Source organism: Clostridium sp. TW13 (assembly GCF_024345225.1).
Lineage (GTDB): Bacteria > Bacillota > Clostridia > Clostridiales > Clostridiaceae > Inconstantimicrobium > Inconstantimicrobium mannanitabidum.
Genome location: NZ_BROD01000001.1, coordinates 2,994,971 through 3,016,394 on the forward strand (window position 1 = coordinate 2,994,971; position 21,424 = coordinate 3,016,394).

The 21,424-nt window shown below is 29.1% G+C and carries 20 protein-coding genes; 3 read left to right on the forward strand and 17 right to left on the reverse strand.

Going from position 1 to position 21,424, the window contains the following annotated elements:
- Nucleotides 1-66: 66 nt before the first annotated feature.
- Entirely contained in the window at nt 67-681 is a 615-nt protein-coding gene (locus OCU47_RS14140) for a helix-turn-helix domain-containing protein (RefSeq protein WP_261829251.1), read from the reverse strand.
- A 480-nt stretch (nt 682-1,161) separates the two neighbouring features.
- On the opposite strand from OCU47_RS14140, the gene OCU47_RS14145 reads away from it, so the two are divergent.
- Nucleotides 1,162-2,823 carry a MutS-related protein gene (locus OCU47_RS14145; RefSeq protein ID WP_261829252.1) on the forward strand — a complete coding sequence of 554 codons (1,662 nt, stop codon included), beginning with the start codon at nt 1,162-1,164 and terminating at the stop codon, nt 2,821-2,823.
- Nucleotides 2,824-3,007: 184 nt separating this feature from the next.
- Here OCU47_RS14145 and OCU47_RS14150 read toward each other — a convergent pair whose 3' ends face one another.
- Nucleotides 3,008-3,349 (reverse strand): zinc ribbon domain-containing protein YjdM, encoded by a 342-nt coding sequence (locus OCU47_RS14150; RefSeq protein WP_261829253.1) that lies wholly within the window; start codon nt 3,347-3,349, stop codon nt 3,008-3,010.
- A gap of 326 nt (nt 3,350-3,675) precedes the next feature.
- On the opposite strand from OCU47_RS14150, the gene OCU47_RS14155 reads away from it, so the two are divergent.
- Complete coding sequence (locus OCU47_RS14155) at nt 3,676-4,515, forward strand: Cof-type HAD-IIB family hydrolase (RefSeq protein ID WP_261829254.1); 840 nt, start codon at nt 3,676-3,678, stop codon at nt 4,513-4,515.
- A gap of 299 nt (nt 4,516-4,814) precedes the next feature.
- On the opposite strand, the gene OCU47_RS14160 is transcribed toward OCU47_RS14155, so the two are convergent.
- The gene (locus OCU47_RS14160; RefSeq protein WP_261829255.1) at nt 4,815-5,477 is read right to left on the reverse strand and encodes a TetR/AcrR family transcriptional regulator; all 663 of its coding nucleotides are present in this window, start codon (nt 5,475-5,477) and stop codon (nt 4,815-4,817) included.
- A 151-nt stretch (nt 5,478-5,628) separates the two neighbouring features.
- Between OCU47_RS14160 and OCU47_RS14165 the strand changes: the two genes are divergently transcribed.
- Entirely contained in the window at nt 5,629-7,293 is a 1,665-nt protein-coding gene (locus tag OCU47_RS14165) for an MFS transporter (protein WP_261829256.1), read from the forward strand.
- A gap of 46 nt (nt 7,294-7,339) precedes the next feature.
- Here OCU47_RS14165 and OCU47_RS14170 read toward each other — a convergent pair whose 3' ends face one another.
- The 14 genes from OCU47_RS14170 to OCU47_RS14235 all read right to left on the reverse strand — a co-directional run bounded on the left by OCU47_RS14170 (nt 7,340) and on the right by OCU47_RS14235 (nt 21,315).
- Nucleotides 7,340-8,083 carry a LytR/AlgR family response regulator transcription factor gene (locus OCU47_RS14170; protein ID WP_261829257.1) on the reverse strand — a complete coding sequence of 248 codons (744 nt, stop codon included), beginning with the start codon at nt 8,081-8,083 and terminating at the stop codon, nt 7,340-7,342.
- An 18-nt stretch (nt 8,084-8,101) separates the two neighbouring features.
- Nucleotides 8,102-8,398 carry a hypothetical protein gene (locus OCU47_RS14175; protein ID WP_261829258.1) on the reverse strand — a complete coding sequence of 99 codons (297 nt, stop codon included), beginning with the start codon at nt 8,396-8,398 and terminating at the stop codon, nt 8,102-8,104.
- Between the two features lie 21 nt (nt 8,399-8,419).
- Entirely contained in the window at nt 8,420-9,406 is a 987-nt protein-coding gene (gene floA / locus OCU47_RS14180) for a flotillin-like protein FloA (RefSeq protein ID WP_261829259.1), read from the reverse strand.
- A gap of 25 nt (nt 9,407-9,431) precedes the next feature.
- Nucleotides 9,432-9,926 (reverse strand): NfeD family protein, encoded by a 495-nt coding sequence (locus tag OCU47_RS14185; RefSeq protein ID WP_261829260.1) that lies wholly within the window; start codon nt 9,924-9,926, stop codon nt 9,432-9,434.
- Nucleotides 9,927-10,062: 136 nt separating this feature from the next.
- Nucleotides 10,063-10,932: a sensor histidine kinase gene (locus tag OCU47_RS14190; RefSeq protein ID WP_261829261.1), complete on the reverse strand. Its 870-nt coding sequence runs from the start codon at nt 10,930-10,932 to the stop codon at nt 10,063-10,065.
- A gap of 142 nt (nt 10,933-11,074) precedes the next feature.
- The gene (locus OCU47_RS14195; RefSeq protein WP_261829262.1) at nt 11,075-12,160 is read right to left on the reverse strand and encodes a phosphotransferase; all 1,086 of its coding nucleotides are present in this window, start codon (nt 12,158-12,160) and stop codon (nt 11,075-11,077) included.
- Between the two features lie 432 nt (nt 12,161-12,592).
- Nucleotides 12,593-13,612, reverse strand: a complete 1,020-nt coding sequence (locus OCU47_RS14200) for a U32 family peptidase (protein ID WP_261829263.1) — start codon at nt 13,610-13,612, stop codon at nt 12,593-12,595.
- Nucleotides 13,613-13,943: 331 nt separating this feature from the next.
- Nucleotides 13,944-14,123: a hypothetical protein gene (locus OCU47_RS14205; RefSeq protein ID WP_261829264.1), complete on the reverse strand. Its 180-nt coding sequence runs from the start codon at nt 14,121-14,123 to the stop codon at nt 13,944-13,946.
- Nucleotides 14,124-14,166: 43 nt separating this feature from the next.
- A complete protein-coding gene (locus OCU47_RS14210) occupies nt 14,167-15,501 on the reverse strand; it encodes a hypothetical protein (protein ID WP_261829265.1) in 1,335 nt (444 codons plus the stop codon).
- Between the two features lie 197 nt (nt 15,502-15,698).
- Nucleotides 15,699-16,118 carry a hypothetical protein gene (locus OCU47_RS14215; protein ID WP_261829266.1) on the reverse strand — a complete coding sequence of 140 codons (420 nt, stop codon included), beginning with the start codon at nt 16,116-16,118 and terminating at the stop codon, nt 15,699-15,701.
- Between the two features lie 108 nt (nt 16,119-16,226).
- Entirely contained in the window at nt 16,227-17,498 is a 1,272-nt protein-coding gene (locus OCU47_RS14220) for a sensor histidine kinase (RefSeq protein ID WP_261829267.1), read from the reverse strand.
- Nucleotides 17,485-18,165 carry a response regulator transcription factor gene (locus OCU47_RS14225; protein ID WP_261829268.1) on the reverse strand — a complete coding sequence of 227 codons (681 nt, stop codon included), beginning with the start codon at nt 18,163-18,165 and terminating at the stop codon, nt 17,485-17,487. Before OCU47_RS14225 ends, OCU47_RS14220 begins: the two co-directional genes overlap by 14 nt.
- 1 nt (nt 18,166) lies before the next feature.
- The gene (locus OCU47_RS14230) at nt 18,167-18,928 is read right to left on the reverse strand and encodes an ABC transporter ATP-binding protein (protein WP_261829269.1); all 762 of its coding nucleotides are present in this window, start codon (nt 18,926-18,928) and stop codon (nt 18,167-18,169) included.
- Between the two features lie 14 nt (nt 18,929-18,942).
- Nucleotides 18,943-21,315: an ABC transporter permease gene (locus OCU47_RS14235; protein ID WP_261829270.1), complete on the reverse strand. Its 2,373-nt coding sequence runs from the start codon at nt 21,313-21,315 to the stop codon at nt 18,943-18,945.
- Nucleotides 21,316-21,424: the final 109 nt, after the last annotated feature.

The following is a 21,424-nucleotide window of genomic DNA, read 5'->3' on the forward strand; positions in this document are numbered from 1 at the left end:
TCAACGCATCTCTTTTTATAATTAATATTATATTAAAATAGTGAAAATAAATCTAAACTTTTTATCTTATTCGCTCCAATTCATCTGCTCATCTGGAATACCAAGTTTCCTGCACTCCTCTATTACCTTCTCTTTTTGTTCCCTGTTTCCAACCTCATACTTCAAAATCTTATTTCTAAAAACAATCATTTTTATATTTCCTGTCTTAAAATCACAAAACCAATTTCCACCTTCATCACGTGCTATCATAACCTTAGATAACTTTTCTGGAAAATTAGGATTACTTGATGAAAAATAAATTACTGTCCAATATCTTGTTACATCATTTGTCTTCCAAATTTCAACTTTGTTAATTTCAATGTAGTCCAATATAGATTCATCATCAATACTTTCTTTAATCAAAACTCCTTCATATAATCCATTACCCAAATCACTGTTCTGCGCTATTCCACAAGTATGAACTTCCTTTACTAAATTTAATTCAAGTTCATCTTTCAGTAATACATCGACAGAGACAGAAAAAATTTTACTTAGCAATATCAACTTATCAGTTTCAGGAAGTGCAATATCTGCCTCCCACTTAGAAATTGATTGCCTTGTTACATTACACATTTCTGCCAACTGTTCTTGTGAAAATCCATTTTGCTTTCTCAATGTTTGAATTTTTCCTGCAAGTATCATATTTAACCACCCCTTATATATCAAGTATAGTTAAGTTTCAATATATATTCCACCAACCTTAAAGTTCTATTGTGCAACCCATAGTTACATTTTGTTTTGATAAATAAACAATGTGAAAGTTAAATTAAGAGCAGTCTTATTTATATTGGAAACTTCAAACAATTTTTGCTTTTATACAAGCTTAACTCATCCAGAAAAATGCATTACTGTATATATTGACAATTGCAAAATGTAGTAATACCATTGTATATGTAAAATATTATATAATATTTCATAAACATACACGAGGGGTGGCGTATATGTATATAACTGATGTCTCTTATAAACCAAGATTTAATAAGAGATTTTATTAGTTTAGCTCAATATGATACTTACAAATTACAACGTTTACTATGCTATAAAATGAACATATATTTTGCAATCTAATTTTGCAAAATACTAAATACTTATAAGCAAATAATTATTTTGAGGGGATTAATTATGGATGATAACTATATAAGCTTATTATGGCCTGATAATGAACAGGTTTACGCTTCTAAGACAATAAATTTGAATGATTCAACTATCGAAAGTTTGGATATAGCTGGATTTTGCAAAAGACTTTCAGACAGATTTGATGAGTATGATTACATTGAATATATTCTCACTCATCTTTGTCACGATGAGGGAGTAATAAAATATCGTCAAAACATTTTCAGTGATATTGTTTCATCAAAAACCTTACTTTCTTCTTTAGAAACTATATTGGAGAATTTAAAAGGATTAAAATTAATAGATAATGAAGCTTCTATATTGCAGGATGTAACATTTTGGACATTTTTTAATCAATATAAAAAGCTTGGGTCTTATACTGATATAATTTCAACAATTAATGAAGCTTTTAAAGGTCTAGAATTAAAATCAGAAGGACTTAGCAAACTAAAAAATATTATTAGTTCTATGGCCGAAAATGAAGAATTCAAAAAAATTTCTAAAAGTATAAATGAATTAAGTGTAGATATTAACGAGATTAAAAGTCTAACCCTTGGAATTAATTTAGATGGAGACTTAAATCCTATTGAAGCAACTTTAGTATCTGTAAATAAAACACAATTCAAAGATAATGGATTTTGGAAAAATTATTTAGATCGTCAAGGCATGATAAATATAATGGATAACATGTCAAAAATACACCGTCTTGGCAATGATCCAAGACATCCACTTATGCATCATCTTAGCAAGGATATTGAAAGCCTTTTAAAACCGGTAATGAAGAATTTATCAAAAACACTAAAAAAACTTCCATGCATTAATACAAATTTTCTTACTTCTCTTATACCTGAAATAACCTTCTATTTAAGAGCTGCTGAATTATATAATTATTTAACTGAACATAAGATGCCTGTATGCATGCCACAAGTTCTTTCATTAGCAGATAGAAAAAATGAAATAAAAAATACTTATAATGCTAATTTAGTTATACAGCTACTAAAAAGAGGAATTGATACTTCTAAAGAAATAGTCCTTAATGATGTGCTATTTAATGATGATGGAAGAATATTTATTCTAACTGGTCCAAACAGAGGAGGTAAGACTGTATATACAGAAGCAATTGCCTTTGCACAAATTTTATTTCAAGCTGGACTTTTTGTACCTGGAACTGAGGGTATCATGAGTCCTGTAGATTCAATATATACTCACTTCCCTGTAGATGAAAATCAAACAGTTACACTTGGAAGATTAGGTGAAGAATCAAAAAGACTCGGTGAAATTTTTGCTGAAGCTTCAAGTTTCAGTCTAATATTATTAAATGAATCTCTAGCTAGTACAAGCTTTACTGAAGGAATTTATATTGCTAATGATGTGGTAAAATCATTAAGATATCTTGGAGCCAGAGCTTTGTTTAATACTCATATGCATGAGTTAGCAAAAGAAACTGATATAATTAATAATACTATAACTGGAAATAGTAAGGTTGTAAGCCTTGTTACAGGAATTGAAAACGGAAAACGATCCTATAAAATATATAAAGGAGAGCCTTTGGGCAAAAGTTATGCTAGAGATATTGCTATAAAATATGGCATGAGTTTTGAGCAAATTACTAAAAGTATTAATATAAGAAAATCCAATAATACTAAATTAAATTTATCTGCCAACCACTAAGTTTAAACGATTTTATCCGATAACGGCTACACACTCCTGGACGAGGTGCTCCTTGAATGTGTAATTTCAACTAAGATTCAGATGGAGATTCCCCCACCTGAATCAAGTTTCACTTGATAATTTCACAATAAAAATGAGAACCATCTCCATATAAGACTTGGTTCTCATTCATTATTAAATAAGTCTATATCTTTTTTACGAATTCAGATTTTAAACTCATAGCTCCAAATCCATCAATTTTGCAATCAATATTATGATCTCCATCAACTAAACGTATATTTTTCACTTTTGTTCCCTTTTTCAAAGCTGATGAAGCGCCCTTTACTTTAAGATCCTTAATTATTGTTACTGAATCACCATCACTTAAAACATTTCCATTTGCATCTTTAACAACTAAAACATCTTCATTATTTTGATTTTCTAATCCTACATTCCATTCGTGAGCACATCCTGGGCAAATAAAAACACCTTGATCTTCATATGTATATTCTGAATTACATTTTGGACAATTTGGCAAATTATTCATTAATTCATTTCCTCCATTTGTTTTTATTAATTAGAACTACAGGATATCATACTCTTCTACAATAAACAAACAACTTTGAAACAGTCAAATTTTTTATCAATCATAAGTTTTCTAAAAAATGATAGACTTATTTCATTTATTATCAACTAAATTCATTCTTTTTGATAGATATTATTCATACTTCACCTACAATGTTTATTTCTAAAAGGTGTATTGATATAATATAATAAAATAAAAGGCATGCAAAAATAAATAACAAGTCCAAATAGTAGACTAACATAAACTATTTGCTTTTTAGAGGCCTAAAACACAAGGGGGTAAGATATATGAGTAACATAAAAGTAATTATTATGGATGTAGATGGTACATTAACTAATGATAAAAAAATAATTACAGAGAAAACTAAGAATGCCTTAATTCAGGCACAAAAATCAGGTGTCATATTAATTCTTGCATCTGGAAGACCTACCTCTGGATTGATGAATTTTGCTAAAGAATTAAAAATGAATGAAAATCATGGACTTTTAGTTTCATATAATGGTAGCAAAGTTGTTGATTGTGAAACTAACAAAGTTTTATTTAATGAGACTATGAGCGTAGAACAAGGACAAGCTGTGCTTGAACATATGAAAAAATTTGATGTTAAACCTATGATTGATAAAGGAGAATACATGTATATTAACGATGTGTTCAACAATGAAATTCAATATAAAGGTTCCCCTTTTAATATAATTCAATATGAATCTCGTAATGGTAGATTTAAGTTATGTGAAAAGGATGATTTAGCAGCCTTTGCTGACTATGCTTTAAACAAAATTCTAACTGCAGGAACTCCTGAATATCTAAAAACACATTACAAAGAAATGATGGAACCATTTAAAGATACTTTAAATTGTGTATTTACAGCAGATTTCTTCTTCGAATTTACAGCTAAAGGAATCGATAAGGCTAAAGCCTTAGATACTGTGCTTATTCCTATGGGATATAAGAAAGAAGAAATGATTGCCTTTGGAGATGGTCACAATGATGCTTCAATGGTTAAATATGCTGGCATAGGAGTTGCTATGGCTAACGCAGTAGATGCCTTAAAAGAAGTGGCTAATGAAGTAACCTTGTCTAATGAGGAAGATGGTATTGCTCATACACTAAGTAAGTACATAAAATAAAATTATATCTTCTTTTGTAAATATACAGAAGTCCACTTGGAACATTTCCACAAGTGGACTTCTGGTTATATTGATTCTTTTTTATCCGATAGCTAGCATCCGTAACACTCCAACTTTATATGAAACTCCTCTTCCTAAAGTCAGATGAGTGCTCACAGAGTAAGCGACCATCATCAAATCATAGATTTGAGATGTCTGCTTAACCGATTCACACTAAATCATAGATTTAGGTTTTCTGCTTAAGTTGGAGATAACGGCTGCACGCTTCTGGATAAGTTCAACTAAGATTCAGATGAGGATCAAACCCCACCTGAATCAAGTTTCACTTGATAATTACTACAATCTTGCAATAGATAGTATAGCATGTTGACACATTTATCAATATATAAATCCAAATCTTTAACATCATTATCAAACACAATCTTGTGACATACATCATCTATTAAAAAAAATGAATAATAGAAATATATATTTTTTTCTTCTTCCCCTTTAAAAGGTATAGATAAGCTTTTAAAAATATCTTCAATCTTTTCCCTACGCAATTTAGAATTTTCATTTCTTATTGCAGCAATATCTGGATCTAATAGTGTTAATGCTTCCATTTCATCATGAAAAATTTTAGAAAAATCATGATAACCTATCATCATTTTTATAAATTCCTTAAATAATTCTTTTGATACTATAGCGTTATCAAATTGAGTGTCTTTATTCTCTAACCAAAAGTCCTGAACAGGATAAGTAATTTTTTTATTAAGCCTTTCGATTACCTTAATATAAATTTCTTTCTTATCTTCAAAATACGCATATACAGAACCTGTAGCAACATTAGCTTCTTTAGATATATCTGCTGTAGTTGTATTATAGTATCCTTTTTCATTGAATAGCTTATATGCTGCATCTAATATCTTATCATATTTTTCTAAAGCCCTTTTCTGTGTTGGTATCCTTGTCTTTCTTTCCATTTTCATCACCTACTTAAATAATAAAAGATAAAAAAATAAAAGTCAATCAAATATGAAATTCATTTCATATATTGACTTTTAATTTTCTCCATTGTATTATATGAATATGAACTTAGTTTCATATTTATACGATAAATTTTGGAGGTTAATTATGAATAAAAATCAAAAAGTATTAGCATTTATTTCTTTAGGAATAGCTTGTTTCTTAACAGTATTAGATTCAACTATAGTTAATGTATCACTGCCAAGTATGGCTAACTATTTCAAAACAGATATGATAGGAATATCTTGGGTAAGTACAGCTTACTTAATTCCTTTCTCAGCTCTTCTAATAAATTTCTCAAAAATAGCAGATATTTATGGAAGAAAGAAACTTTTTTTAATTGGTCTTTTAGTATTTGGTTCATCATCAATATTTTGTGGACTTTCTACTTCCATTTCTATGATTATCATTTTTAGAATTATCCAAGGCATAGGTGCTGCAATTCTTGCTCCATTAGCTGTTCCTTTAAGTATCGAGCTATTTGGAAAAGATGCTATGTCAAAGTTAGGGATTGCAATAGGTATGATAATTTCTATAGCTGCTGCCTCTGGTCCTATTATTGGAGGAATTTTGAATGAAGTCTTTGGTTTCAAAGCAATATTCTACGTAAATATTCCTTTTATTATTATCTCCTTATTCTTTGGATCAAAATATGTTAAAGAATGTTATGATAGAACAATAGAAAAGAAAATAGATATTTTGGGTTCAATATTATTAGCTTACGGAATCGGAGCTCTTACCTTTCTACTTGTTAAAGGGAGTTCTTACGGATGGGGAAGCACAAAAATAATTTCTCTAATCATAACTTCAGCAATCTCAATTATTGCATTTCTAATATACGAATTAAGATCAAAGAATCCAATGATAGAATTTAACTTATTTAAAACTAAAAGCTTTACTTCTTCTATAATAATAATTGGAGTAATCTTCTTTGCTTATATGCCAATATCCTATCTAATGAATTTCTACCTAGAAAATCAATTAGGATATACAGTATTAAACGCTGGACTTTTATTAGGTATAGTAAGCGGTGTGTCTTTTATTATCTCTCCTATTTTCGGTATTATATATAAGAAATTTGGTGCTAGAATCATTTCTTTATTAGCTGTAATTTTTGTAGCTTTAGGCGACTTAATGTTTGTGTTCATGAATGGCTCTAATAATATTAAAGTAATTATTACTGCTTTCATTATAGTTGGTCTTGGAATTGGTGCAACGTCTCCATTATATCAAAGTGCTTTTGAGGAAATCTCAAATGATAAGAATGGACTTGCATCTGGAATATTAAATAGCTTTAGACAACTGACTGCTTGCATAGCCATAGCTTTGGTTTCAACATTAAGCACTAGCTATACTACTCAGGCGATAAGCAACTCAAAAGATAGAATAGTAAATACAATAAATAGCAATCTACTCCTTGAAAGCCAAGTAAAATCTGAAATATGTAATAAAATAAAAACTTCTTCTGGTAACAGTCAAAATACTACTTTTTCAAAAGATATGGTTAATAAATTAATTCAAAATAAAAAAAATGCAGTATTAGCTAATGCTCCAAAAAATATGAAATCAACTATTGAAGAAAAGTTCACTGCTCAAACTAACGAAATTTATAAAATTCTAGATGAAGCAATAACAATAAAGACTGATGAAACAAACAAAGTTTATAACAAGTGTTTCTTAATTACATCAATTATTGCTATGTTAGGTCTAATAGCTGTACCTTTTAATAAAAAGAAGGAGACTGAAATAAAATCCAGACAACAGTCTGCATAGTAAAACAAACTCCTTTAATATAAAATTATTCAGCCTATAATAACTATTATAGGCTGAATAATTTCTTTATTTCCTCGTATTTTTCATGGGTTAATAATGCATCTTTTTCTGTATTCTTAAGCTTAACCACATAAGTCCATCTTCCATATGGATATATTTTAGTAATTAACGATAAATTTATAATATAAGATTTATGACTTCTGAAAAACTGAGTATGATCCAATTTTTCCTCTATATCAGATAAAGAAATAGATGTTATAAAACTATCTGTTCTTGTATATATAACAGTAGAATTTTCCTCTCTTTGCACTAGAACTATCTCTTTTGTATCAATAAAGCTTATACCTTCCTTACTTTTTATCATAAGTTTATCTAAACCTTTTTCATGCTTTATGATTTTATCAATTCCATCATTATAACTAGGCTTATTTAATTTCTTTATTCTATCTAACGTCTGCATTACCCTATCTATTTTGAATGGCTTGATTAAATAGTCAAATGCATATAATTGAAATGCATCAGACATATACTCCTGATGAGCTGTTGCAAAGATAATTATAGTTTTGGGTTCTATATCTGCTATCTTTTTGGCACATTCTATGCCACTACAGCCAGGCATTTGTACATCAATGAACACCACCTCAGGGCGGTGCTCATTAAATATGCCTATAGCTTCATCTCCATTATCAGTATCTGCAATAACCTGAAAGCCACCAGACTTATCCAATATCTTTTTAATTACAGTTCTTATTCCTTGTTCATCATCAACTATAAGCACTTTTATATCCATAACGAATTCTCCTAATTCTTATAATCTTCCTTTTCTTCTTGCTCTTCTTGTTTTGCTTCTTGGCTTCCCAACTATTTCTGAAAGTATAATGGCTTGCTGGAGCCTAACTGATGTTAACTCTTGTACAATAGAATCCATTACCCCTAAAGGTTGTGAAGAAACTTTTTGCTTTCTACCATAGTTTGCTTCTTCCTCGTATAACTCTGTATCTTTCATAGAAATAGTTTCGTTATTTTCTATATTACTTGCTTTAAATTCTTCACCAAATTTACTGTTCTCACTATCATCTAAGTTAACATTATCCTTATAGTTCATAGCTCTCACTCTCCCAAAAGCCTATTTTTTGTCTTTACTATCTGAGCCACCTGTAGTTATATTCTTATTTTTATTTCCTGCATCAGAAATTGAGCTTCTCATGTTTGTATCTGCAATAACATTCTGCATATCATAATAATCCATTATTCCAAGTTTACCTTCTCTAAGTGCATAAGCCATTGCTCTTGGTACTTCTGCTTCTGCTTCTACAACTGCAGCTCTCATTTCTTGTTCCTTAGCTACAGCCATTGCTCTTCTCTCTTCTGCTTTAGCTTGTGCTATATTCTTATCAGCTTCTGCTTGTAATGTTTGAAGTTGAGCTCCTATATTTCTTCCAACATCTACGTCTGCTATATCAATGGATAAAATCTCAAATGCTGTACCTGCATCTAATCCTTTATTTAATACTGTTTTTGAGATTGCATCTGGATTCTCTAACACTATCTTATGACTAGTAGAAGAACCAACTGTAGTTACTATACCTTCACCAACTCTTGCTAAAATAGTTGCCTCTCCTGCACCACCAACAAGTCTTTCAAGGTTAGCTCTAACTGTAACTCTAGCCTTAACTAAAAGTTCAATACCATCCTTTGCGACTGCTGAAACATTTGGTGTTTCAATTACTCTTGGGTTAACACTCATTTTAACTGCTTCTAAAACATCTCTACCTGCTAAATCAATAGCAGCTGCTTTTTCAAATTGTAAGTCTATATCAGCTCTATGTGCAGCAATCAATGCATTTACTACATTGTCTACATTACCACCAGCTAAATAATGTGCTTCTAACTGATTAACAGTTAGTCCCATACCAGCCTTTGTTGATTTTATAAGTGGAATTACTATTTTAGCTGGTACAACTCTTCTTAGTCTCATACCAATTAAATTGAATATACTTACTTTAACATTGGCTGCTAAAGAAGATATCCATAATCCTAGTGGTACAAAGGTTACAAACAAAGATAATATAAGTACCACTACTACAACAATAATAATTAAACTAGCATTCATTATTAATCTCTCCTCACATAATAATTTATATTTTTGATTTTTTCACTACCAACTTTACTCCATTAACCTTAAAAATTTCAACATTAGTTCCACTAGGAATATACTCTCCCTCTGAAATCACATCAAACTTAACTCCATCTATATCTACAGAACCTGATGGTCTTAAATCTGTAATTGTAATTCCTTTTTTCCCAAGTAAATAATCTAAATCTGAAGAACTAATATATCCATGTTCCTTCTTTTGCTCTTCTGACAATATTAGTGGTTTAAACAGCCTTCCTTTCGAAAAAAATGTTATGACCACACCAAGCATTATGCCTAGCACAGCTAATATCACTAATGACATAACCAATGCTTGAGCAAAGTTTTGAGCTGTTAATACTACCGCTAATATTAAACATATTCCACCTACAATTCCGGGTACACCAAAACCAGGAATATGCATTTCTAAAAGTACTAAACCAAAGCCTACAATTAAAAGTATAATTGTTATAAGTGTAATATTTGATAGCAGTCCCATGTATTTTCTACCTCCCTCCTTACTATATAGATATAATAATACTGATAATAAAACTTATACATAGAATTCTTCTGAAAAATACATTTTTGAGGCTGAAATGTCATTTAGGCATCTGAAAATAGACTAGCATATAAACCTAATTAATTTCATGTGCCTTATATCCCTTTTTAGGTAAAATTATTGCAAAACATGTCTTTCTCTCGTTTGATGTAACTGTTACAGTGCCTGAAAAACTTTCAACAATTTCTTTGACTATAGAAAGTCCCATACCATCTCCCTTATCCCCTTTGGTAGTAAAGCCTTGTTTAAATATCTCCCCTATAATTTCTTTAGGTATAACACTGCCATTATTTGATATATAAACACTAATATTCTCTAAATCCTCCATAAACTCAACGAGCATATATCTATCATCAGGCTTTAACTTTAAAGCAAATATTGCATTATCTATTATATTTCCTACTACTCTGCAAAACTCCCATGCTTCCATACTAAGCTGACTCAAATCACTTTTTATTTCTAATTCCATCTCTATCCCATTCTTTTCTGCCATCTGAAGCTTTGCTTGAAGCAGTGCATTTACTGCTGGCTTTGAGGTTTTTAAGGCCTTACTAACTCTTACAATGTCTTTGTAGACAGGCTCTATATATTTTCTAGCCTCATCAAACTCTTCAAGTTCCATCAAAGAGTAAATAACCTGAATATGATTTAAGTAATCATGCCTTTGAGTTCTTAAAGTTGTATTAAATTTCTCAAGATCTTTTATAGTATCTATTAAATTATTTCTACCTTTTTTAAACAAAATATTATAAAATATAATTCCAGTAATTATATTATTAACACCTATGCTTATTGCAATAATATAGACAATAAAGTTTCCATCAAGCATGTATGGGTTTCTATTTTTATAATAAATAAACAATGTTATAAGTACCATTTGTACTAAATTTAAAAAAATAGAGATTATTACTACTTTAGATATGTTATATCTTGGCTTCTTAATCATCCTGTCTTTACCACCTTATCAAATATGCCTTTAATATATTTTACCATATATTCCTCGTATTAACTCATATTCTTATATAACATTTATAATCTAAAAAAATAAAATAATACAATTCAAGCTTTTTCTACTCTTAGGCTTTTCATTAAAAAGATCTTACAAGTTCATCAGATATATTGTTTATATTAGACGCAAACCATTGGCATACCTTAGTTGAAAATCTAGCATTATTAAGAAGTAACTCCCTATTGGGATTATTTGATGAATAGTATTGATTGTAATAATTAGGAAATAAGAGTTGATAAAAATACACATATGGCATCATCTTTAAATCATAACTATTTAATTCTCCATATCGTAAAAAACTTTGTATATATCTTTTTAAATTTTCAATGTTTATAGTTCCATCTATGCAATCACTATCTGCAATTGAAAATGACCTTATAACTTCCCAACAAATTGGATGTATGCATGCAGATGTAAAATCAATAATCCCATTAATGGATTGTTGTCCACAAACTATTTGATTTATAGAATAATCCCCATGAGTTGATTTACAAGTTAAGTCCATTACTCTAATATCTTCTTTGGGGATTGTATTAAGAATTTCCACTCTAGACTGAATATCTTTCATAATATCTATATCATTTTTAGCTTCTGCAATTTTTAATGTTTGTAGATAACTTGATATTGATTTTTTAGGTGACATATTCTCAAAATACCCTTCACCAATTCCTATTGGTAGTATACTTATTTGTTCCATGGCTTTTTGTATTTTCCCTAGCATAACTGCACTATCTCTCATAAGCCATTCTGATGCTGTATTAGGTTTATATACCTCACCTCTTATATAATTTTTAAGATGATATATATTTCCTCCATCATTGAGAATATATTTGCCTTGTTTAGTTAAATAAAATTTAGATACAGGTATATTTTCATTTGCAAGTACTTCGTGAATTTTGGGTTCATTATCAGGATTATTCATACCATTATCCTCAACATTTTTAAGGATAAATTCTCCTTTATCAGTTAAAATATAATAACAGATTGAGCTCATGCCATTTGCTATTTTATCTATATTTGAAATTGAACCTATGCTGTAATTTTCATCAATTAATTTAGAAATCATCCTTTTCTCTAACTTTAAAGAGTTTAAATCATGTTTAGATGATAAGTTTTCTATTTTTCTAGACTTATTAATATAATTATTGATCTTATTTATATTCATATTCACATCCCCTTATTTTTTATCAATATTCCTTCCACCACTTTCTTTAATAACAACTTTTATTAGTATAAATGTCCTCTTGAAATCGTAATGTTATCATAAATATTCCTTAACATAATTTTTTTTCCACTTTTAAGCCTCGCCATATTTAAACAAATCCATATAAAATCCACTCATTTGTAAACAAAACAAAACATTGTTTATATTTAATTACACAATATCAATATATATACATAATGTCAACATAACCCATTAGCTTTATTAATATTATTTAAAAAAATAAAAAAGGAGCCTCTCTTCCATATAAACTAAAGAATACCTACAGGCTAAACACTTTTTTTCATGTGTCCAGTCTATAGGTATCATTTTAGATTTTGTTCTCCTTTATATGCATTACAACTTTGACGTTCATATTTATAGAATGCTCACTAATTAATAATAGCATTGACCACTGCATTTATCATTAAACAACTTATCTTTTACTTTATCCTCATAAGCCTTACTATCTTCAATATCACTTAGAATATCAATAGCCCTCTTTAGATTTCTAACGTCCTTTTCCATATTCTCAATGGAATTTCCTCTTCCAACTACTTTTAAATGTGTAATGCCTGCTTCTTTCAATTTTCTCAAAGAGCATAGTCCACAACCTGTACTACCAAGAACGTATGACTCTGCTATTTCCTCTCCACTTTCTACACATTCTCTATCTTCTGTATTCAAATCTTCTTCATTTTCCTGATTTTCTAGCTCCTTATAATAAAATTCAAGCTTACTATCAACCTCTTTAAAATTATTAGCTTGTGCACTTAATTTTGATAACTGATATGGCATTTTACATAAATGAATCAATTCATCACAATGCAATGAATTGCAAAATGCCCCGGTATAATGGCATCTCTCGTTTAAGATAAATGCTTCGTATTGAAGATTTTTCACCTTGTTATTGCTTATGCATGAACTCATATCCTCAATTGTATTTTTTCTATGAAATATGTAACGAGATATATTCAACTTATTAAAGAAATCAATGGATAACTGATTCAATTCAGCGCATTCTCCACTTAAATGTATTGAACATTGTATATCCTTTTCTTTCAAATACAATATAAGAGCAATATCTGCAATAATAAAATCTCTAAAACCAATATCTATAAGATTCTTTATCATGTTAGCTATCATTTCATATTGTTCTTCAAGATAGTATAAATAATTAAAAGTTATACTTACTGGCACCTTATATACATCAACCATTTTTCTAAGTATTTTCATATCCTCAAAAGAACCTATCTGAATATTATAATAAAGCACCTCTCTTCTATTTAACGGAAATACGCTGCTGTATTTTTTATTCCACTCATAAGGAACATATCCACAAAACACTTCGTCTGTTCCTGCCTTCACCAGTGTTATATAATCATCAATACATCCAAGTCCTGCTACTATTTTCACTATACTTTAATAACCTCCTAAGCACATACTATGCAGATGTTTATATAAAATTTTTTCATTTTAACTACTATCTAGTTTTTTATTGCATTCTTCATAATTTATATGTACATCATATTTTTCATTTTAAAAATACATAATTACTTCAATCCCGTTCCACTGCATCTGTTACCAACTTATTTTATCCGATATCTAGCATCCGTAACACTCCAACTTCTTTAAGTTGGAGATAACGGCTGCACGCTCCTGGATAAGTTCAACTAAGATTCAGATGGGGATACACCCCACCTGAATCAAGTTTCACTTGATATTATATTTTGCAATACATCATTATTTAAGTACCTATGTAGGTATATGTGTTAATCATATGTCCATATAGAACTATTCCACCTAAATGTTGGTGAAAATTTTGTCGAATTTTTGTAACTTGTCCACCAACATTATTATGGAACAGTTCTATACAGATACTGAATGTAACTACCTCCATAACTCCTATTGGTTCTAAATTATACATAAGCTATACTCCAAAACACACAGCATTTATTATAATCTATATATTATACAAAATTTAAGACAACTCTATCTATACCACTATTTATATAATATTCTAATTCCTTTGGATTTTTAAGCATTGTATCATCAAAGGCAAATAAAGAATTATATCTTCCAACCATTTTTAAATGCTTTGGATAAGCAAATACATAATCCTTACAATACTTAGGGCAATGAGTTATAAGCTTTTGATTTCCTCTATCCATAGTTGTGCACATCGCATATAGAGGACAATATTGTGACGTGTTGGTTTGATAAAAAGGCATATGTAAACTATGGTAACCATCTGCAATAGAAGTCCTATATCCACAACTTTCATATTCGTAGCGCTCTATTTTATATTCTTTAAGAAACTTACTATAAATTGAAATGTTGAGATTATTCTTTCCTATTAATTCTTGAGCAAACCCATTTTTGTAAATATATCTTGGATCTTTTTTTCTTTTATTTAATAAAACTCCCAAAGACAATCTAAAATAATCCGTTTTATCTTCAACTAACCTTATCATTCCAAAATCATTTATTACAATCTCTATAATCCTGTCGTTTTCTCTACACCAATTATATACTTTTTCTATAACACTCTTTGTTTTTTCTATGTAATTGTCTCTCATATATGTAAAACATAACGTGACTTGCAATTGCTCTTCCTTGGCCTTTTGAAGCATACTCATCAATAAATCAATTTTGGGAAATAAATTATGACAAAACTCATTGCCAATATAAAGTCTTGTGATATCTTTTTGAAACAACTTATGATTCTCTGCAAAGTTTTGTTTCAAGTAATCACTCTTAAATTCTGCTATATTTTTTTGCATATACTGTTCATATAAAATATCATTATCTAAAGTAATAGCTAATTCTATTGAGTCAATGATATCCTCATTCCATCCTGAATAATTTAATCCTGACATCCAATCTTTCTTTTGTTCTGAATAATACTTATAAAATTCATAATCCAATTCTGCAGGATATCCAACCATTTCTTTTGAAAACTCATTTTCATCACCAAAAGCTTTAGCCATAATGTAGTTTGAATATTTTTTAAATATGTTTCTTACGTTATCTGAATATTCTTGTGCTTCAATTGAAAAAACATATGTAAAACTAAAATTGCCTTGTGTTTTTGCTATAATCTTATAGTTTTTAATTATTACTTCTCTGTATCTATTTTCATCAAATATATAAAACATTACTCTTATACAATCCATGTTACATATTTCTTCTGCCACACGCACAGTTAACCTTTCAGGAGATATTTTCAATATGCGTACTTCTCTATCATCTAAAAAACACGTTACAAGTCCTGATGGTAATAATTCAACCTCTTCTTTTTCCAAAGTAATGCTTCCCCTCTTTCTATTTACTTTTATAATAACACCAATCTTTATTAACACAAGGCATCTGAAAATACAAAGTTTTATATTCGACGTATATTTGGATTTGCTATTTATAATAATTATAAGTATTTTGCTATTCAAATAAAACAACCCACAAAAATCCAAACTTTAGATCTTTGTGGGTTCTATGATATATTCTAGTTTTGTATACGAGGTATAAACCCAGTTATAATTAATGTTGACCATTCACTATTTTCATTATCAATCCATTGACATTCTATATCTAAATATTTAAGCCATGCATTAAGTCCATAACTATTCTTACTTACGTTAGGGCACTTTCTGCCATGATGCTCTTTTATAACTTCTAGCAATTCAATTTGCTCATTTTTACCTAGCTCTTTATTTACTAATTCTTGTATTACCTCAAGACATTCTCTATATGCTCTTCCATCCTCAAGATAAATTTCATCTGAATAAATTTGTCTTTCTTTATTTAACTCATCAATAATTTCATTAATTTCTTCTTTATTAGATAAATAATACTTTGCTCTTCTTAATGCTGCAATGTCTCCATCTAATTTATTTATCTTTTTCTCTAAATTTTCTTCTATCATAAACCTACTCTCTTTTCATATATAAATTAATCTTCATCATAAAGATTAATTTATTATAACAGTAATAGCTTATTATTACTACTATAGCTTAGAACTTTCATTGATTCTTTATCTTAATACTAGTGTGAAACTCATACCTTCACTTTCATACTCTGCAAAAATATCTCCATCCATCTTTTGCATTATATACTTGCAGATATAAAGACCAAGTCCATTTCCTTGTTTATCTTTTGCATTGCTAGCCCTATAAAAGCTATCAAAAATATGATTGAATTCATTTTGACTTATCTTTTCTCCACTATTGTATATCTTAATAAGCTGACAATAATCTTCTTCATAAAAAGATATCTTTATTTCTTTGCCATCACCATACTTAAAGGCATTTTCTATTATATTTCCTATAACTTCAAAGGCTCTGTCCAAATCACCTTTGATTAGTTTATTATGATAGTCTTGTACAATGAAATCTATCATTTTTAGCATACACTTTTCTTTATAAGTCACAATTACTTTATCAATTAAATCCTTTAAGTAAAATTCACTATCTTTAACTTCAATTTCAAGAATATCCTCACTAGAAGTTTTTATTATCTCCTTTACGAAATTTTCTATTTCTAATGATTTTTCTTGTATTTGCTTTGCTGCTAATATCTTTCTCTCATTAGTATCATAAACCTCTTCTTCTATTGCCTTGGCATAAAGTTTTATTGTATTTAGCGGTGTTTTTATATCATGTGAAATTGAAAGCAACAAGAGTTTCTTTTCCTTTTCAAGTTTAAGCTCTTTTATCTTATGATGATCCAAATTTTCCCTAAGTACATTAATTCCCCAAGTAAACTTCCCAAAATATCTACCTTTGTTTTCTTTAATATCTTCCTTTAAATTCCCTTTTGATAATTCATAAGGCATTTCACTTAGGATATTGAAGGGCCTAATAATTGAATTTCTAACATACAATAGAATTGAAATTATTATGGCTGAAAAGATAAATAATATAAATTCTATACCTAATAAAATATTGTTATTTGAATTTTCAAGCACATAATTAAATCTTAAATAGCCTAAAAATTTTTCTCCATTATACCAAGGTTTAACTTCATATTGTACTCCATTTATGCTTTTATAAAACTTATCTGCAACATTCTTGTTTGTGGTTTCTGATTTAGATAAAAAAAGCACTGACTTTACATATTTATAAGATTCTAAATTAGGCTCAGTAAAGGATTCCCCCTCTACTAAGCCTAAATATATTCTATTTATTTCAACTTTATATTCACTACTTAATTGTTCATTGTTTTTCTGAATCAAACCAAGTATTGCAAGTGAACTTACTAAATAAAGAACTATTACACTAGCAATTACTCTATCAAATTTCTTCATATTTATAACCTACTCCCCATTGAGTCAGAATCCTTTTTGGCTTTTTAGGATTATCTTCAATCTTATCCCTAAGCATCTTTACATGGACAGTTAAGGTTTGATCTTCACTAAAACTTTCTGATCCCCAAATTTTATTAAATATATAATCCTTTTTTAACGCTTTGCCTGGATTCTCTACAAATAAAAGTAATAATTCAAACTCCTTAGTGGTCATATTTAACATCTTTCCATTAAGGTATACTTCCTTTGCTTCTTTATTAATTGAAATAGCACCAGAATTCACAATTGTACGTTTCGCTTTAAGCTCATAGTTTCTTTTCATTAATGCTGAAATCTTTGCACTTAAGATATCAACATCTACTGGCTTTTCAATATAATCATCAGCCCCCAATGCAAAACCATTAATTTTATCCTCTTTATCCACCTTTGCACTCATTATTATAATTGGGGTATTATGATTTTCTCTTATACTAGAGCACACTGTAAAACCATCTATACCAGGAAGCATTATATCTAAAAGTACAATCTTAGCAACATTATCTTCAAAAAATTCTACTGCTTTTTCCCCACTGTCCACATTTATAATACTAAAACCATCCTTTTTTAAAAAAGTACAAATCAAATCTGCAAGTTCTAAATTATCCTCTACTAGAAGTAGATCTACCATATTACCATCCCATCTCCATTAGCCAATTGCTAACCTTCCTTTCTCTATCCTTAAAACTATTCTCATCAATAAATTTGCCCAAATCAATATTTCCTTTTATTGAGCCATCCTCAATATACATTATTTTATCGCACTTAGTTGCGACCTTCATATCATGAGTAACAAGCATAATAGTGGTCCCTTCTTGATTAATTCTATTAAGCTCTCTCATAACTTCCTTGGAATTTTGTTGATTTAAGGCCCCTGTAGGCTCATCAGCAAAAATCATCTTTGGGGAGTTAATTAAGCTTCTGCAAATGCAAGCTCTCTGAAGTTGTCCACCTGAAACCTCATTTGTATCATTTTCTGCAATTTCACTTATTCCAAGCTTGTGCATCAATTCTCTTGCCCTGTCATTAACTTCTTTTTTATCTCTTCCTTTTTTTGACTGATATGCTAGTAATATAATATTATCATATATTGAGAGATTTTTTAACATATGCATTTGTTGAAAAATAAATCCCATTTCATCAAGTCTTAAATCACTCATTTGATTTGCTGTAAGAGTACTAATTTCTTTTCCAAAGTAATCTACTTTTCCTGCAGTTAAATTATCCATTCCGCTTGTCACGTAAAGAAGTGTTGATTTACCAGAACCGCTTGGTCCCATTATCGCAACCATTTCACCTGCATTAATTTCAAAGTTTATATTTCTCAAAATATTATTTTGTCTTTTATTTATAATATAAGTTTTACATAAATCTATAACTTTTAATGAATTCATCTCAAATCCCTACCTTATTCCATATTATTAATTTCTTTTAAATCTACTTTTTTAACAGCTTCAGCTGTTAGATAAGCAATAACTGTAGTTACTACAAGCAGTATAATCGGATATAACACATACACTTCTAAGGCCTGCACCTTAAACTGAATATTATGCACTCCCATAGCTGCAAATACCTGCCCTGCTGTTATAGGCCCAAGGAACTTTGATAATATAATTCCTAAAATAATTGCAACTACAAGAACTATATTTATTCTAGCTGACTGCCAAAATCTAATTGAACTATTTCTAAAGCCAATACTTTTTAGCATTGCTATTTCCCCTTTTTCCTTACTAATAAAAGTTTTCATCATTAGAATTGTTATTAAGGCATTGATACCTATTACTATTGCTACAATTAGATTTTTCATAGCATCAAGCTGATCTAGGCTGCTCCCTATATATCTCGAAACATATTCCTGTGAAGTTTTAATTGAATAGTTTGGATACTTATCTTTCAATTTATTTACTAATGTTTGAGAATCTACATTTCCTTTAAAATTACCTTGAAAAGGAGACATCATCGCCAAATATCTGAAATCTATATTCATTTTAGGACTTAATCTTGCTGATTGCCCCAAATTAATCATACTTTCATACAACCCACTTACTATTAATGGTTTCTCTTCCTTACCTATCTGTACATAAATTGTATCTCCAATAGAAAGATTTAATTTTTTAGCTACAGTTTCAGTTATAGCTACTTCATTATTTAATTTAGGCATGCTGCCTTTTAATACATTATAATTATTGGTATCACTTTCTTGAGATTGAAATGACATTAATGTAAGAACATTATCTTTATCTCCAGCATTAAATTTAAGTCTATACATTACCTCTCCATAAACTTTTATATCTACTCCACTATCTTTAAAGCTCTTTTCTAAATTGTGCATATCTTTTAAATATTCTTCTCTAGTAGCTCCATTTGTGTATTTATCCATTTTATCAGTTTCAATTAATACATCACTATAATCAATACCAAATATCTTAATTATGCTTGCATCCTTTAAAGTATTTATTGCATTCAAAGGAATAATAATCAACACTGTTCCGATGCAAAAGGTTAGGATTAACACTATAAATCTCTTGAAGTTACATGAAATATCATTTAAAGCAATGAAAAGTGGCGCTTTAATATTTTTATGGTTCTTAAGCTTCATTCTTAATTTACCCTTAAAGCTCTCTCCTGTACTGCCATTTCTAATTGCATCTATGGCTGAAAACTTATTTAATTTTCTTGTGCATGTATAGCAGAATAAAAGAACTATTAATACTACTAAAACAGAACATGCTATATTAACAAAGATATTTCCGCTAGAAGCTTTCATTAAAATATTTCCTGAAGATTGCTTTAATAGCATATTACCGAATGGGAAACCCATGCCAAATCCAACTACTACACCAATCAATGTTATTGCGATGTACTTTATTAAATAAACCTTTTTAATATCAAAATTCTTAAGTCCAATAGCCTTCATAATCCCTATCTCTTTAAAGTCATCTTGTAGAGTAAAAACTATTGTAAATCTTAAAATTAAAAATGAAATTAATATAAGACAAAGACTTACTATAATTAAAATTGCAGATGGAAGCATATCTAAAATAAAAGTTTTGTGAACTAGAGATTTATCAACGCTAATTATTGTATTACAATCTATCCCTCTAAATTCCTTATCCAAAGCAGTTGTATCATCCGACATAATATAATAATTATTAATAACCCCTGCTTCTTTACAGGATTTGAAAACTTCATAATCTTCATCACTTATAAGAACTCTTTTCATTTCATTCATGCTTGATCCGAAAATAGCATCCTTAGTGAACAGTTTTATTGAAAATTCTTTTTTGATATTTCCTAGTGTAATGATTATTTTGTCTCCAACTTTCAAATTGTTCTTGTTTTTCTCTGCTAATGAAAAAGCAATTTCTCCTGACTTTAAATTAATTTCTTCTCCATTATCATCAAGTATTTTTCCATACTTCTTTGGTTGCGTTTGAAGTAAAGTCTCTCCAAAAGGCTGGAATTCTCGAGTTTTACTATCATCTTTTATCTTAATATTATCCTTAGATAGCATTGTGCTTCTATCAATATCATAAGACTTTATAAACTTAGAAGTATTTATCCAATTGTCAAAATCTTTACTTTTTGCTCTCTCATAAGTTGAGATAATGTAGTCTGGTGTTTTGGCTTTATCCATAAAATAATCAACAGACTGTGATATTGAGATTAAGTTATTCACACTACTTGATAAGAAGGTAGTTGCTAATATAATAAATATTAAAAGAATAATATTCATTGATTTCTTTCGCTTTAAATCTTTCTTTAATATTCTAAAAAACATAAATTGTCCTCCATAAATTATTTACTAACTATGAATTCATTATAAATTACCAATTATTAAATAATCCTTAAATAATTTGCTTGAATTTTAAAAATATAATTTATTTAGG

Bases quoted from the DNA above. Each gene is read 5' to 3' on its own strand.
- OCU47_RS14195 (WP_261829262.1), bottom strand. From the start codon at position 12,160: ATGAATATAAATAAGATCAATAATTATATTAATAAGTCTAGAAAAATA.
- OCU47_RS14170 (WP_261829257.1), bottom strand. From the start codon at position 8,083: ATGGATATAAAAGTGCTTATAGTTGATGATGAACAAGGAATAAGAACT.
- OCU47_RS14160 (WP_261829255.1), bottom strand. From the start codon at position 5,477: ATGGAAAGAAAGACAAGGATACCAACACAGAAAAGGGCTTTAGAAAAA.
- OCU47_RS14190 (WP_261829261.1), bottom strand. From the start codon at position 10,932: ATGATTAAGAAGCCAAGATATAACATATCTAAAGTAGTAATAATCTCT.
- OCU47_RS14155 (WP_261829254.1), top strand. From the start codon at position 3,676: ATGAGTAACATAAAAGTAATTATTATGGATGTAGATGGTACATTAACT.
- OCU47_RS14175 (WP_261829258.1), bottom strand. From the start codon at position 8,398: ATGAACTATAAGGATAATGTTAACTTAGATGATAGTGAGAACAGTAAA.
- OCU47_RS14150 (WP_261829253.1), bottom strand. From the start codon at position 3,349: ATGAATAATTTGCCAAATTGTCCAAAATGTAATTCAGAATATACATAT.
- OCU47_RS14185 (WP_261829260.1), bottom strand. From the start codon at position 9,926: ATGGGACTGCTATCAAATATTACACTTATAACAATTATACTTTTAATT.
- floA (WP_261829259.1), bottom strand. From the start codon at position 9,406: ATGAATGCTAGTTTAATTATTATTGTTGTAGTAGTGGTACTTATATTA.
- OCU47_RS14205 (WP_261829264.1), bottom strand. From the start codon at position 14,123: ATGTATAATTTAGAACCAATAGGAGTTATGGAGGTAGTTACATTCAGT.
- OCU47_RS14165 (WP_261829256.1), top strand. From the start codon at position 5,629: ATGAATAAAAATCAAAAAGTATTAGCATTTATTTCTTTAGGAATAGCT.
- OCU47_RS14140 (WP_261829251.1), bottom strand. From the start codon at position 681: ATGATACTTGCAGGAAAAATTCAAACATTGAGAAAGCAAAATGGATTT.
- OCU47_RS14215 (WP_261829266.1), bottom strand. From the start codon at position 16,118: ATGATAGAAGAAAATTTAGAGAAAAAGATAAATAAATTAGATGGAGAC.
- OCU47_RS14225 (WP_261829268.1), bottom strand. From the start codon at position 18,165: ATGGTAGATCTACTTCTAGTAGAGGATAATTTAGAACTTGCAGATTTG.
- OCU47_RS14220 (WP_261829267.1), bottom strand. From the start codon at position 17,498: ATGAAGAAATTTGATAGAGTAATTGCTAGTGTAATAGTTCTTTATTTA.
- OCU47_RS14230 (WP_261829269.1), bottom strand. From the start codon at position 18,928: ATGAATTCATTAAAAGTTATAGATTTATGTAAAACTTATATTATAAAT.
- OCU47_RS14235 (WP_261829270.1), bottom strand. From the start codon at position 21,315: ATGTTTTTTAGAATATTAAAGAAAGATTTAAAGCGAAAGAAATCAATG.
- OCU47_RS14145 (WP_261829252.1), top strand. From the start codon at position 1,162: ATGGATGATAACTATATAAGCTTATTATGGCCTGATAATGAACAGGTT.